Genomic DNA, 13,344 nt, shown 5'->3' on the forward strand with positions numbered 1-13,344 from the left:
CTGCCCCTGCAGGCTCAAGGGCGCCTAGCGGCCCCGGCGCCGCGACACCCGCGCCTCGATGTTCTTGCGTCCGATCAGCAGCGCCGGTTTCTCGGTCACTGGCTCATCGGCCAGCCACTTGTACATCACCAGGCAATCCACCAGCCCCAGTGCTGCATGACGAAATGCCTTGGGCAGGCGCCCGACGGTCTCGAAACCGAGCTTGTGCCACAGCCCCACGGCGACCTCGTTGCTCGCCACTACCGAATTGAACTGCAAGGCCAGAAAACCCTCCTGGCGCGCCAGCTTCTGCGAGTGCTCGCACATCAGCCGTGCCACGCCACGTCCGCGTGAACGGGGTGTGACCATGTATCCGCAATTGCCCACGTGCGCGCCCGGGCCTGCGGCATTGGCCTTGAGGTAGTAGGAACCGAGCAGCTCGCCATCCTCTTCGGCCACCAGGGTGTGCAACGGAAACTCCAGCCACAGCGTGCGCGCCTGCTCCTGCGACATCTGCGGGTCGTATGCGTAGGTCTCGCGCGCCTGGACGATGGCCTGGAAGGTCGGCCAGAAACGTTCGAAGTCTTCCGGGGTCATGGGGCGAATGTGGATCATGTCGGTTCCTGCTCGGGCTGGGCCGGCAAGTCTGGGTGTATGGGCGCCGTCATGCAAGTGCTGCGGCGCCCGAGCGCCTCAACTGCCGGCCTTGCCGACCGCATCCAGCGCCCGTGCCGAATACACCAGGGCAGCGCCCGCGTTCATGGCCACGGCCACGCCCAGGGCTTCTGCGATTTCCTCGCGGGTGGCACCGTGCTTGACCGCCTGCTGCGAGTGCACGGCGATGCAGCCGTCGCAGCGGGTGGTCACTGCCACGGCCAGGGAAATCAGCTCGCGGGTCTTGGCGTCGAGGTGGTTGGTCTTGGCGCCGGCAGCGCTGGCGGTGGCGTAGCCGGCCACGGTGTCGGGGGAAAGCTGCTTGAGATCGCCGATGCCGGCCATCAACTGCTTACGGTAGGCGTCCCAGTCCATCATGCTCATCGTCTTCACCTTGTCAGGTTGGCAACAGGAGCTTTCAGGCTAGTCGAAGATGGGGGGAAGGGCGGGCCTCTTCGCCGAGGGGCTAGGAGGCCGCAGGAAGTGTCAGATGTAGATGAACAGCAGCACCAGTGCTGCCACCACGGCCCACTTCTCGAGGTAGTAGCGGGTGCGGTTGCGTTTCTTCATGGCCTTGCCACGTTCGCGGATCTTGTAGATGCGCGTGAACAGACGGTTGATGCCGCCTGTCTTGTCGTTGGCATCGTTGGGTGCGGCAGCTGCGGCCATGACGTTGCGGCTGAACCAGCGGTTGAAGGCGCTTGCCCAGCGGTATTTCAACGGGCGCTCGACGTCGCAGAACAGGATGATACGGTTGTGCTCGGTGGTATTGGCCGCGTAGTGGATGTAGGTCTCGTCGAAGATCACCGCCTCGCCGTCGCGCCAGGAATACTTCTCGCCGTCCACGTCGATGTAGCAGCCATCGTCGTTCGGCGTGTCCAGGCCCAGGTGGTAACGGTACGAGCCGGCATAGGGGTCACGGTGGCGAACCAGCTTGGCTCCCGGCGGCAGGGTGGCGAACATCGCCGCCTTGACCGTGCCGATGCCTTGCAGCAGTTCGGTGGTGCGTGGGCACAGGGTCATCGCCGAGGGATGGCTCTCGCCGTACCACTTCAGGTAGAAGCGCTTCCAGCCGGTCTTGAAGAAGGAATTGAAACCAACATCATCGTAGTTGTCGGATTTCTTGATCTCGCCAGCGTGCAGCAACTGCTGGGCTTCTTCGCGGATTTCCTGCCAATGGTCCTTGAGCGGCTGCAGTTCGGGGAACGATTCCACGGGCAGGTAGGGCTTGGCCGGGTGCTTGGAGAACAGGTACAGGAAACTGTTGACCGGGGCGAGGAAGCTCGAGTGGTCGCCCAACTGACGAGTCAGCTTGTGGCGAACGCGACCGCGCAGGTGAACATAGGCGATCGAGAGGACGAAGATCAGTACGAGTGCGATTTTCATGGACGGTTACTTGTCGAATAAAAATGGCCATGCGCCATGGCTGTAGCCCGCCAGCATAAACAATCGAGTCGCCAGTTTGTACATAATGTTGTTACATCGCTTTGGACCAAGGTGGAATGGTCGGCAGTCTGCGCAAACGATTCAACCCGGCGGCTTGGTGAATCGACACGTCACCCGGTTCTTTGGCTGATCAAGGAGTTTCCGATGGTTCAGGATGCACGCCCAAGCGGTGCGCCCTTCAAGCGCCTTTTCTTTGCCCTGGATTTGCCCGAGGCTCAGCGCCGGGCCGTTGCCCAGTGGCGCCGTGAGTTGGGGTTGCGGGCCGGCAAGCCGGTACCGGCCGAGAATTTTCATGTGACGTTGCTGTTCCTGGGCGATGTGGATGCCGCCCTGGTGCCGGCGCTGTGCGCTGCGGTAGACGGCATGACGCCTCGTGGGACCGGGGCGCCGATACGCCTGCTGCTCGACCGTCTGCAGGTGTGGCGACGTGCTGGTGCACTGGTGCTCGAACCTGGCGAGACACCCGCCAGCCTGCGCCAGCTGGTCTACGGCCTGGAGCAGCGGGTACTGCCGCTGGGCATCGCCGGGCAGGCCCGTGACTATCGTGCGCACCTGACCTTGTCGCGGGACTTCCAGGGGCCGCCGCCCGAGGCTGGCCAGGCGCCGGAGTTTCTTCTCGATGCCCGCCGGTTCGGTCTTTATGAATCGCGCAAGGGGCGTTACTGGCCGCTGGCAGAGTGGCCCTTGGGCGCCGCCGAGGCATTGTCACAGGCAGCGGCCTCGGGGAGGTCGAGCCAGGGCTGGCCAAAGCGGAACTGAGCGCCGGCATCGTGGCGATGGTCCGTCGCCAGGCCTGAGAGCCGGGTCATACCGGCAGGCTGCGGTAGGGCAGTTCGTCACCTGGGCTGCGGGCGAATTCGCGCTTGTACTCGCGGCTGAACTGCGACGTGCTCTGATAGCCTACGCGGTGCGCCACCTGGGCTACACCCAGGCTCTCGCCGATCAGCATCTGCTGCGCCTTGAGCAGCCGCAGGCGCTTGAGGTACTGCATCGGCGCCAGTTCGGTGCAGCGCTTGAAGTGTTCGTGGAAAGTCGAAACGCTCATGTTGGCGCGGCTGGCCAGCGCTTCGACACTCAATGGCTCGGCGTAATGGTCGCGCAGGTAGGCGAGCACGACGCCGATGCGGGCAAAGTGCCCCTGCTGTTCGACCAGTGCCCGCAACACGCCGGCCTGCGGGCCGCGCAGGGCGGTGTACAGCACCTCGCGCACCCGTGTCGCCCCCAGCATTCTGGCATCCAGTGGGTCCTGCAGGCATTCGAGCAGCCGCTCGACGCTGGCGCGCATCGGTTTATCCAGCGCCGCCGAACTCATCGACTGCGGCGTCTGCGCCTGTACTGCCGGGTCTGGTGGCAGGGCCATGTTCTGCACCAGTTCGCTGAGCACGTTGCGGTCGATGCTCACGGCCACGCCGAGCATGGGTGCCTGGGGTGTGGCGAAGGTTTCGCACATGAAGGGCACTGAAAGCGCCTGGATCAGGTAATGCCCGGCACCGTACTCCAGCGTGCGCGGCCCCAGGCGTGCGAGCTTGCTGCCCTGGGCGATGATGATCAGGCTCGGCTCGTAGATCTGCGGGCTGCTGGCCACGTAGTGGTCCCACGACAACACCTGGACCTGGGGCAGGTAGGTGTCGACGAATCCGGGGCGCGGGGCGAGGGCGCGAATCAGCGAGCAGAGGGGGGCATTGGCGTCGACGTGTTGGGTCAGTTGCATGGCAAACCAGTGACAGAGAATCAGACACTGGCATCTTCGCAGATTGACAGTCCAGCGCCAGATTGCTTCGACCAACTCCGGAGAATCAGGCACGAATGCCGGAGGATCGGCTGTGGGCCTGGCCCGTTTCGATGCGCAGAATGCGTGGCCTGAATCGTTTCAACATTGCGAGGTCCAGAGCATGTACACCGCCATCGGTTATGCCGCCCAGTCTTCCACCGCGCCCCTGGCGCCCATGACCTTCCAGCGCCGCGGCCTGCGCCCGGACGACGTCGCCATCGAGATCCTCTACTGCGGCGTATGCCACTCCGATATTCACCAGGCCCGCAATGAGTGGGGCATTGCCGTCTACCCACTGATGCCCGGCCACGAGATCGTCGGCCGCGTCACCGCTGTGGGCGAGAAGGCCGGCAAGTACCAGGTCGGTGACCTCGTCGGTGTCGGCTGCATGGTCGACTCCTGCCGCCATTGCGAGGCTTGCCGACAGGACCTGGAGCAGTATTGCCTGGAAGGGCCGACCCAGACCTATGCCACTCCCGACCGTATCGACGGCAGCAATACCCTGGGTGGCTACTCCAGCAGCATCGTGGTCAGCGAGCACTTCGTTCTGCGTATCCCCCAAGGGATGGACCTGCCGAGCGCCGCGCCGATCCTCTGCGCGGGCATCACCACTTACTCACCGCTCAAGCACCACGGTGTGGGGCCTGGGCACAAGGTCGGCGTGCTGGGCATGGGCGGCCTGGGCCACATGGGCATCAAGTTCGCCAAGGCCCTGGGCGCCGAGGTGACACTGTTCACCCGCTCCCCGGCCAAGGCCGAGGAAGCCCGCCGCCAGGGCGCCGATCATGTCATCGTCTCCACCGACGAGGCGCAGATGCGCGAGGCAGCAGGTCGTTTCGACTTCCTGCTCGACACCATTCCGGTGCAACACGACCTGAATCCCTACCTGGAAACCCTGAAGTTCGACGGTGTGCACATCCTGGTCGGCCTGATCGAGCCGGTCGATCCGCCCGTGCATGCGGCCAACCTGGTACTCAAGCGTCGGGTGCTGGCCGGCTCCTTGATCGGCGGCATCGCCGAAACCCAGGAAGTGCTGGATTTCTGCGCCGAACATGGGATCAGCTGCGATATCGAGATGCTGGATATCCGCGATATCAACGAGGCGTTCGAGCGGATGATCAAGGGTGATGTGAAGTACCGCTTCGTGATCGACATGGCGACCTTGCAGGCCTGATCCGGGCGGTTATCCCCATCGCGGGACGAGTCGCAGCGGCGAACCGTCCCGCGATTGCGGCCAGTACAGGGGCTACCAGACCATTGCCTTCTCCCACCCTTTCCAGAACAGCCAGCGGCGCAATTCGGCATGTTCGCCGGTGCCGATCTGCCAGGCAGGTCGTTTGCTGTCCAAAGCGATCAGCGAGATGAAGCCGGCATGGCTGGCCGCGACCAGGGTGCTGCCATCGGCGCTGATGTCCATGGCGCTGATGGCCGACCCCAGGTAATGCTGCCAGTGTGCACCACCGTCTTCGCCGAAGCCGCGCAGATAGCCTTGGGCATCGCCGACGATGTACTCACCTTCGCGTGCGACGCCAGCATGAATCTGCACGCCTTCCTGCAGCATCGAGATCTGTGGGTCGGTTGCAAGATTGGCGAGCGTTACGCCAAGGCTGGCCCCGCCGTCGCCCTGGCAGGCATTGAGCAGCAACTGGTCGCCGCGGTGGTTGAACAGGGCAAAGTGCGGATACTCGCCCGCCGGGACGATCTCGGCCAGCGGCTCCAGGTGCTCGTCGAGTAGCTGGTGGTTGCCGCGTTGCTCGCCCAGCACGATCCTTCGGCCATCCGGCGACAGTGCCGCATGGGCCAGGGTCAGGGTGAGCGCGATGTCGTCAGGGTCGGTGCCGTCGGCCAGTTGCGCCAGGATATCTGCTTCGCGGCGCAGCAGGCGGGTGGCACCTTGAGGTGCGAGCAGGAAGATGCCCTCGCGGCTGACCAGCAGCACCCGTTGGCCATCCGGCAGGGGGAGAAGCTGGGTTGGGGCGGGTGGCAGGTCGAAGGGATCGAACGGGTAGCCAGGTGGCAGACCTTCCAAACCATGGGGCCAGGACAGCCGGGCGACCTGCGGGCCGCCCCAGCCGTCGGTGATGCGTACGCCCTCGGCATTGGCCAGGGCGAAGTAGCGTCGTCGCGGGCAGCGACCGAAATACTCGACGCTGATCATCGGGGTCACCCCGTTGCGGTCGATCTGCACCACCTGGCCCTTGTCGTGGGGCATGCCGATGCGTGCCAGCAAGCGGCCGTCATCGAGCAGCAGCACATTGGCGATACCTTGGCCATGGCTCTGGAGCAGTGGCAGCAAGGGATCATGGGCGGGCGGCCAGGCTTCGCGAAACAACTGACGCTGGTGCTCGTCGATGCCAGGCCTGTTGATCGCGTGCAGGGCGAGCTGCCAGGCCTCGAGCAGGTGGTCGATGGCCGGTGGGCAGGGCGCTTGTGCTGGGTCGTGCCCTGGTGCGCGACCTTGCGCAACATGGCGGTTGACGGCCTCGGCGTAGGCGGTGATCGCCTGTTGCCACTGCTGCTGAGGGTGTTGCTTGTCCATGAGCGGATCGAACTCCTTGTTCCGCAGGTTGCTACAGTGCGTCATGGTACTCCGTGCGCGCGCGGTTGTGAGGCCCGGCCTTGACGCGTACCATGCCGAGTACTCCTATCAATAACAAACCGTGCATCCGCGTCCTTAACCTGGGCACGTGGGGCGCGTCCTATCGCTTTGCCTGCGGAGATTGCATTGGCCTCGATGAATGGACCCCTACCTGATTCCCTTCCTGCACCGGCAGGCGGCGGCAGCTGGCTGAGCGTGATCGCGCTGGCACTGGCGGCCTTCATCTTCAATACCACCGAGTTCGTGCCGGTGGCACTGCTCAGCGACATCGGTCGCAGCTTCGACATGACCACCGCGCAGGTGGGCCTCATGCTGACCATCTACGCCTGGGTAGTGGCGCTGGCTTCGCTGCCGATGATGCTGATGACCCGTAACATCGAGCGGCGGCGCCTGCTGTTGTTCGTGTTCCTGGTGTTCGTCGTCAGCCATCTGCTGTCGTGGATGGCACAGAGTTTCGCCATGTTGCTGGTCAGCCGCATCGGCATCGCCTTGTCGCACGCGGTGTTCTGGGCGATCACCGCGTCGCTGGCGGTGCGCGTGGCGCCGGCCGGCAAGCAGGCCAAGGCGCTCGGGTTGCTGGCCACCGGGACTACCCTGGCGATGGTTTTGGGCATCCCGCTCGGGCGGGTGGTGGGCGAGGCGCTGGGTTGGCGCATCACCTTCCTCAGCATCGCGGGTGTGGCGCTGGCGACCATGCTGTGCCTGATGAAGTCGCTGCCCTTGCTGCCGAGCCAGAACTCCGGTTCGTTGCGCAGCCTGCCGATTCTGTTCCGCAGGCGCGCCCTGGTCATCACCTATCTTTTGGTCACGCTGGTGATCACCGCACAGTTCACCGCCTACAGCTACATCGAACCGTTCGCCCTGCATGTGGCGCAGATCAGTGGCGAGCACACCACCTTGATCCTGTTGCTGTTCGGCGGGGCGGGGGTGCTCGGTTCGGTGCTGTTCAGCCGCTACAGCGACCGCTTCCCGCATGGTTTCCTGGTTGGGTCGATCGGTTGTCTGGCCGCTTGCCTGTTGCTGCTGTTGCCGCTGTCGGGGAGCTTCGCCGCATTCGCCGTGTTGAGCATGTTCTGGGGCGTGGCGATCCTGAGCTTCAGCCTGTCGCTGCAATCGAAGACGCTCAAGTTGGCGTCCGACGCCACCGATGTGGCCATGGCGCTGTTCTCGGGGATCTACAACATCGGTATCGGCGGTGGGGCGTTGCTGGGCAGTATCGTCAGCAGCCAGATCGGCGTGGCCAATATTGGCCTGGTCGGCGGCGTGGTGGCGGTGCTGGGCTTGGGCCTGGCCTTGGCCAGCAGCCAGCGCTTTCGCGATGCTCTGGCGACACCCCCGGCGCCTTGAGCTTCACGCCAGCAAAGCCGACCACGCTGACACCAGCAGCAACAGTGCCAGCAACTGGTTGAAGCGCTGCAGGTGCCGGGGTGAGCGCAACCAGCGGGCACTGCCGATCCCAAGCAGCGCCCAGGCGCCCATGCAGGGCAGGGCGACGATCAGAAACACCAGCGCCAAGTGCCACACCGGCACTCCTGGCGCGGCAAACACCCCGATCACCGCCACCGCCATCAGCCAGACCTTGGGATTGACCAGTTGCAGCGATGCCGCGCTGACAACCCCGAAGCGCTGCCGTGCCGTGGCACGCAAGGGCTCACCAGCGGCGCGGAACAACTGCCAGGCCAGGCGGCTCAACCACAGCACGCCCAGCCCGCTCATCACTTGCTGCGCCAGCGGGTGGCGCAGCAGCACCTCTCCCAGCCCCAGGCCTACCACCCAGACGATCACCGCCGCCGCTGCGCAAGCCGCGAAGATTGGCGCCAGGCTGGCACGCAGGCCGTTGTGTGCACCGTGGGCGAGAATCAGCAGGTTGGTCGGCCCGGGGCTGATGCTGGCGACCAGGGCAAAAAGGATGAAGGGCAACAGCGATGACGACATGGTGAGGCTCCTGTGGTTCGGAGCACCATGGTCAGGCTTGGGGGCGGTTCAGTCTGGAAGCTTTGAGCAGCGTCGGCGGTAGTCGGCCGGTGTCAGCCGGTAGGCACGACGGAACCACCGGCCCAGGTGGCTCTGGTCGGCAAAGCCCAAGGCCATGGCCACTGCGCTGGGTGTGTCGCCGCGAGCCAGCAGGCGCCGGGCGCGGGCCAGGCGCAACTGAATCAGGTAGGCGTGCGGCGCCAGGCCGAACGCGGCCTTGAAGGCGCGGGTCAGGCGAAAGCGATCGACGCCGCAGGCCTGTGCCACTTCGTTCAAGCTGATGTCCTGGTCGATGTGGGCGTGCAGGTAGTCGCGCGCTCGCTGGGCGCACAGTGGCAGGCGTGGATCGGGGTCAAGGCGCTTGCGCCAGTGCAGGTGCCGGGTCAGGCAGGCGAGCAGGTCGTCCATGGCGGTCTGGCGCACGATTCGCATTTCGCCGCCGTGCATGGCCTGGAAGGCGCGCAAGGTGGTGCCCGCCAGTTGCGGGTCGGCACACAGGGTGTCGGCGAAGGCCGGCAGGCTGCCGGTCGGGGCCTGTTCGAACAGTGCATGCAGCTCATTTTCCAGCCACTTCGAGTCCAGGTACAGCGTGGAATAGGTGAAACCTTCGTGGGTGGGGGCGTCGCCATCGTGAAGGTCGCCCGGCTCCAGCAGGAACACCTGGCCCGGTGTGCTCTGGTGCCGAACCCGGCGGCAATTGAACTGCTGCACACCCTGTTCGGTGACCCCGACCAGAAAGCTGTCGTGCCAGTGCGGGTCGTAGGCATGGCCGACGAAATGGGCGCGGACCGACTCGATGCCTGTGTCGGCGTCCTGCTTGAGGTCGATCCAGTTGGACATGGGCGTGGCCTGCGAAAGGGAGTCTTCACCTTAGCTTAAAAGCGCTGCGGATTTTAGAACGGATGTGCACGGGATGGGTCGGATAGTGGCATTTAGCCTGTATGCTGGGTGTTTTTGCAGGAAGCTGTTGCTCTGATGAAAGACATATCTACAAATTGGTTGCAGGTACTGCTGGTCATGGTCGTCACTGCGGTGATTGCCCAGGTGGCAGCGACCCTCATAGTGATTCCCCTGGCCCAGAATATGGGCGCCACGGGCGGCTGGCTGTTGATCATCTATCTGGTTTTCGTCGGCGTGTGCACCCTGGCGAGCGGTGCCCTATCTTTTCGAGCGCCGAAGGTGGGGTTTGCCCATGACTGGAAAGTTATGTCGCTGATCGCCTCCAGCAAGCTCATGCTTCTGGTGACGGTGGCCCTGACCGTCGTGCCTCTGGCGGTCGAGGGATTCAAGCAGGCGGGACATGTCGAGCAAATGCCCTTCAGCTTGTTCATGTACTGGCTGAGCGGTTTGAGCCTGCTGGTGTTTTCCATTCTTTATCACCTGTGCGCGCCCGGCGCGTATCGGTATCCGACCTTTGAAGACCTGATCAGGCGTGAAGGCAGTGCCAGGGTGCTACGTGGCGAGGCTGGCAAGGCATTGGAGGGCTTGCGCGCCGGGAAACCGGCGAGCGGGGCTGCTGGTGCGACGCCCTTCACGAGCCAGGACGAGCATGTTCTGGAAGTGCTCGCCCAGGGCCGCGTCATTGACGATGCCCAGTGTTATTTCGTCATGCGCGAGCATAGCGCCAACGACAATTGGAAGGTGCGTTGGGCGTTGACGCTGGCGTTGCTGATTCCCGCCTATGTCATTCCCACCGTGACCGTGGGCAAGATGTTCGCGGTCGTGGACACCGCTCGACAGCAGGTGCATGACCGGGGTGGCTGGTTGTGCGCCATCTATGGCAGCGTGCTGATGCTTGGCAAGGAGCCGGCCGAGTCTTCCTGCAAAGCGCACTAACCAGGGTTGGGCTGCAACTGTGCAAACTTGCCCTGCAACCACTGGTGCAAGCGCGCCACCGCCGGCGACAGCTGCTTGCGGTGCGGGCACACCAGGGTCAGAGGGCGCAGGTCGCCGGGGAAGTCCGGCATCAGCACCTCGAGCTCGCCGACGGCAACATTGGCACGCACGTCCAGCCATGACTTGAAGGCGATGCCTTCGCCAGCCAGTGCCCAGCGCCGTACCACGTCGGCGTCGTCGCAGAACAGCGGCCCGCTGACCTGCACCGTCTGCTCGCCCAGTTGCCAGCGGTCGAACACCCGCGACTGCTGCAGGTACAGCAGGCAGTCGTGCTGTTGCAGGTCTTGCGGGGTGTGCGGGCGGCCGCGGCGGGCGAGGTAGGCGGGGGCGGCGACCAGCACCCGGCGGTTCCACGGCGCCAGTGGCAGCGAGATGTAGTTGGCGGTCTCGTCGATGCCATAGCGGATGCCGACGTCCACCGGGTCGCGGTACAGGTCGGCGAGTTCGTCGGACAGGAAGAAGCGTAGGCTCAAGCCCGAGTGTTCTCGGCGAAACTCGGTGAGCCAGGGCAGCACCAGGTTGCGTCCGACATCCGAAGGCGCCGACACCTGTAGTACACCGCGCAGTTCACTGTGGTCGCCATGCAGGCTTTCGCGCCCTTGACGCAGGGTCTCCAGCACGCTGTGGGCGGTGGGCAAATACAGCTCACCCTCGGCGGTCAGGCGCAGGCTACGGGTGGTGCGGGCAAACAGGCGCACGTCCAGCTCACGCTCCAGGCGCTTGATCGCTGCTGCCACCTGGCCCGGTAGCAGGCCGGCTTCCAGGGCGGCGGCGGTAAAGCTGCCCAAGGCGCTGGAGCGAATGAACAGGTTTAAATCTTCAAGGCGCAGCATTTTCACTCCTGGAATGAAAGTGTTGCTGCATTGTGCTGCTTTTTCTTTCCTGTAGGAAATATAAGATACGCGCCATCACCTTCCCTGACAGGAGCAGTTCCGATGGATACCGTCACCCTGGCCAAGCGCCGCTATACCACCAAGGCCTACGATGCCAGCCGCAAGATTGAGCAAGCCACCATCGATGCACTGCTGGAGCAATTGCGTCATAGCCCGTCGTCGGTCAATTCGCAGCCTTGGCACTTCATCGTCGCCGGCAGTGCCGAAGGCAAGGCACGCCTGACCAAGGGCACCGAAGCCTTCGCCTACAACACACCCAAGATTCTCAATGCCTCGCACGTGATCGTGTTCGCGACCCGCACCGAAATGACCGAGGCGCACCTGAACGCCGTGCTGGACCAGGAAGCCGCCGATGGCCGTTTTCGCGATGACCAGGCCCGTGCCGGCCAGGACCTGACCCGACGCAGCTTTGTGAACCTGCATCGCTACGACTTCAAGGACACGCAGCACTGGATGGAAAAGCAGACCTACCTGGCCCTGGGTACCGCATTGCTCGGCGCTGCCGCCCTCGGGCTCGATGCGACCCCGATCGAGGGCTTCGACAGCAAGGCGCTGGACGCTGAGCTGGGCCTGCGCGAGCGTGGCTTTACCAGCGTCGTGCTGCTGAGCCTTGGGTATCGCAGCGAAGATGACTTCAATGCCGGCCTGAACAAGTCGCGGCTGCCGGCCGAGACGGTGTTTACCTTCCTCTGAAAAAAGCGGGGCAGGCCATTACGGTCTGCCCCGGTTTTCAATTTTCCTCCAGCGCCCGCTCGACCACGTCGCGGCTGGCGTCCAGCACTTGTTGCTGCACCCCTTCGCTGGCCAGCATGCGCCCGACCACCAGGGCACCGACGCACTGACTGATCAGCGCCCAGGCCCTGCGCTCATCCCCAAGCGTTTCACTCCAGGCTGCCTGCAGTTCGAGCAACCAGTGCTCGGCCTGTTCACGCACCGGTGGCTCGGCTCGGGCAATCTCGACCCCCAGTGGCGGCAGCGGGCAGCCACCCTCGGGATTGTGCAGGTGGGCCAGGCTCAAGTACTGCTTCAGGCAACGACGCAGGCGCTCGCGGTCGGCGCCCTGGCTGGCCAGGCGGGCGAGCGGGCTGTTGCACAGCTCTCGGCGTACCACCTCGCTGAACAGGTCATCCTTGGACGGGAAGTGATTGTAGAAGGCGCCACCGGTGAGGCCGATAGCCTTCATCAACTCAGCGACCCCGGTACTGGCGAAACCACCGCGCTTGGCCAGGACGCCACTGCTGGCCAGCAGTTTCTCGCGGGTCTGTTGCTTGTGATCGGTGGAATAGCGCATCCGCGAACCTCGGTATGCTGGCTTGACGGTGCAGCGATCATAGCATAGCGTTCGTTTACTAAATGATCGTTCACTAATGAGGTGCCGATGACAGAACAACGAAAAGCGGTCCTGGTGATAGGGGCGGGCGATGCCACCGGCGGCGAGATCGCCAAGCGTTTTGCCCGCGAAGGTTATATCGCCTGTGTGACCCGTCGCGACGCTGACAAGCTGCAACCGCTGGTGGACGAGATCCGTGCGGCCGGCGGCCAGGCCTACGGTTTTGGCTCCGATGCACGCAAGGAAGAGGCGGTGGCCGAGCTGGTCGAAACCATCGAGCGTGATATCGCCCCGATCGAGGCCTTCGTGTTCAACATCGGTGCGAACGTGCCCTGCAGCATCCTCGACGAAACGCCGCGCAAATACTTCAAGATCTGGGAAATGGCCTGTTTCGCCGGTTTTCTTACTGCCCAGGCGGTGGCGCGGCGCATGGTCACCCGCGAGCGCGGCACCCTGATCTTCACCGGCGCCACTGCCGGCACTCGCGGCGCCGCCGGTTTCGCTGCCTTCGCTGGCGCCAAGCATGCCTTGCGCGCACTGGCCCAGAGCATGGCGCGCGAGCTGGGGCCACGAAACATCCACGTGGCGCACGTGGTGGTCGACGGCGCCATCGACACGGCGTTCATTCGCGACACCTTCCCCGAGCGCTACGCCCTGAAGGACCAGGATGGCATCCTCGACCCTGCGCATATCGCCGACAGCTACTGGTACCTGCACACCCAACCCCGGGACGCCTGGACCTTCGAACTGGACTTGCGCCCCTGGATCGAACGCTGGTGATCCGCTGTGCCCAACCACCTTC

15 protein-coding genes are annotated in these 13,344 nt (G+C 64.3%); 6 read left to right on the forward strand and 9 right to left on the reverse strand.

Annotated elements, in window-relative coordinates:
• Positions 1 to 24: 24 nt before the first annotated feature.
• The 3 genes from HU729_RS03900 to lpxO form a co-directional block, all read right to left on the reverse strand.
• Positions 25 to 594 (reverse strand): N-acetyltransferase, encoded by a 570-nt coding sequence (locus tag HU729_RS03900; protein WP_054890879.1) that lies wholly within the window; start codon positions 592 to 594, stop codon positions 25 to 27.
• A 78-nt stretch (positions 595 to 672) separates the two neighbouring features.
• Positions 673 to 1,017 (reverse strand): carboxymuconolactone decarboxylase family protein, encoded by a 345-nt coding sequence (locus tag HU729_RS03905; RefSeq protein WP_054890878.1) that lies wholly within the window; start codon positions 1,015 to 1,017, stop codon positions 673 to 675.
• Between the two features lie 102 nt (positions 1,018 to 1,119).
• A complete protein-coding gene (gene lpxO / locus HU729_RS03910) occupies positions 1,120 to 2,019 on the reverse strand; it encodes a lipid A hydroxylase LpxO (RefSeq protein WP_054890877.1) in 900 nt (299 codons plus the stop codon).
• Between the two features lie 204 nt (positions 2,020 to 2,223).
• On the opposite strand from lpxO, the gene thpR reads away from it, so the two are divergent.
• Positions 2,224 to 2,838 (forward strand): RNA 2',3'-cyclic phosphodiesterase, encoded by a 615-nt coding sequence (thpR, locus tag HU729_RS03915; RefSeq protein WP_186665173.1) that lies wholly within the window; start codon positions 2,224 to 2,226, stop codon positions 2,836 to 2,838.
• A gap of 46 nt (positions 2,839 to 2,884) precedes the next feature.
• Here thpR and HU729_RS03920 read toward each other — a convergent pair whose 3' ends face one another.
• Complete coding sequence (locus HU729_RS03920) at positions 2,885 to 3,790, reverse strand: AraC family transcriptional regulator (RefSeq protein ID WP_186665172.1); 906 nt, start codon at positions 3,788 to 3,790, stop codon at positions 2,885 to 2,887.
• Positions 3,791 to 3,971: 181 nt separating this feature from the next.
• Here HU729_RS03920 and HU729_RS03925 point away from each other — a divergent pair, with 181 nt between their 5' ends.
• Positions 3,972 to 5,024 (forward strand): NAD(P)-dependent alcohol dehydrogenase, encoded by a 1,053-nt coding sequence (locus HU729_RS03925; RefSeq protein ID WP_186708495.1) that lies wholly within the window; start codon positions 3,972 to 3,974, stop codon positions 5,022 to 5,024.
• Between the two features lie 72 nt (positions 5,025 to 5,096).
• Here HU729_RS03925 and HU729_RS03930 read toward each other — a convergent pair whose 3' ends face one another.
• Positions 5,097 to 6,389 (reverse strand): hypothetical protein, encoded by a 1,293-nt coding sequence (locus HU729_RS03930; protein ID WP_186708539.1) that lies wholly within the window; start codon positions 6,387 to 6,389, stop codon positions 5,097 to 5,099.
• 195 nt (positions 6,390 to 6,584) lie between these two features.
• On the opposite strand from HU729_RS03930, the gene HU729_RS03935 reads away from it, so the two are divergent.
• On the forward strand, positions 6,585 to 7,796 hold the full coding sequence (locus HU729_RS03935) for a sugar transporter (protein WP_186708497.1): 1,212 nt from the start codon (positions 6,585 to 6,587) through the stop codon (positions 7,794 to 7,796).
• Positions 7,797 to 7,799: 3 nt separating this feature from the next.
• Here HU729_RS03935 and HU729_RS03940 read toward each other — a convergent pair whose 3' ends face one another.
• Together HU729_RS03940 and HU729_RS03945 are read right to left on the reverse strand one after the other, a co-directional pair.
• Positions 7,800 to 8,384 (reverse strand): LysE family translocator, encoded by a 585-nt coding sequence (locus HU729_RS03940; RefSeq protein ID WP_186708499.1) that lies wholly within the window; start codon positions 8,382 to 8,384, stop codon positions 7,800 to 7,802.
• Positions 8,385 to 8,432: 48 nt separating this feature from the next.
• Positions 8,433 to 9,263, reverse strand: a complete 831-nt coding sequence (locus HU729_RS03945) for an AraC family transcriptional regulator (protein WP_186665166.1) — start codon at positions 9,261 to 9,263, stop codon at positions 8,433 to 8,435.
• A gap of 135 nt (positions 9,264 to 9,398) precedes the next feature.
• Between HU729_RS03945 and HU729_RS03950 the strand changes: the two genes are divergently transcribed.
• Entirely contained in the window at positions 9,399 to 10,259 is an 861-nt protein-coding gene (locus HU729_RS03950) for a hypothetical protein (protein ID WP_186708500.1), read from the forward strand.
• On the opposite strand, the gene HU729_RS03955 is transcribed toward HU729_RS03950, so the two are convergent.
• Positions 10,256 to 11,152: a LysR family transcriptional regulator gene (locus tag HU729_RS03955; protein WP_186708501.1), complete on the reverse strand. Its 897-nt coding sequence runs from the start codon at positions 11,150 to 11,152 to the stop codon at positions 10,256 to 10,258. The two genes, HU729_RS03950 and HU729_RS03955, sit on opposite strands and share 4 nt — an antisense overlap.
• A 102-nt stretch (positions 11,153 to 11,254) precedes the next feature.
• Here HU729_RS03955 and nfsB point away from each other — a divergent pair, with 102 nt between their 5' ends.
• Entirely contained in the window at positions 11,255 to 11,905 is a 651-nt protein-coding gene (nfsB, locus tag HU729_RS03960; protein WP_186665163.1) for an oxygen-insensitive NAD(P)H nitroreductase, read from the forward strand.
• 37 nt (positions 11,906 to 11,942) lie between these two features.
• Here the strand turns inward: nfsB and HU729_RS03965 are convergent, their stop codons facing one another.
• Positions 11,943 to 12,503: a TetR/AcrR family transcriptional regulator gene (locus HU729_RS03965; RefSeq protein ID WP_186708502.1), complete on the reverse strand. Its 561-nt coding sequence runs from the start codon at positions 12,501 to 12,503 to the stop codon at positions 11,943 to 11,945.
• Positions 12,504 to 12,590: 87 nt separating this feature from the next.
• Here HU729_RS03965 and HU729_RS03970 point away from each other — a divergent pair, with 87 nt between their 5' ends.
• Positions 12,591 to 13,322: an SDR family oxidoreductase gene (locus HU729_RS03970; RefSeq protein ID WP_186708503.1), complete on the forward strand. Its 732-nt coding sequence runs from the start codon at positions 12,591 to 12,593 to the stop codon at positions 13,320 to 13,322.
• Positions 13,323 to 13,344 lie beyond the last annotated feature (22 nt).

Source organism: Pseudomonas sp. RW10S2 (assembly GCF_014268985.1).
Taxonomy (GTDB): Bacteria; Pseudomonadota; Gammaproteobacteria; order Pseudomonadales; family Pseudomonadaceae; genus Aquipseudomonas; species Aquipseudomonas wayambapalatensis.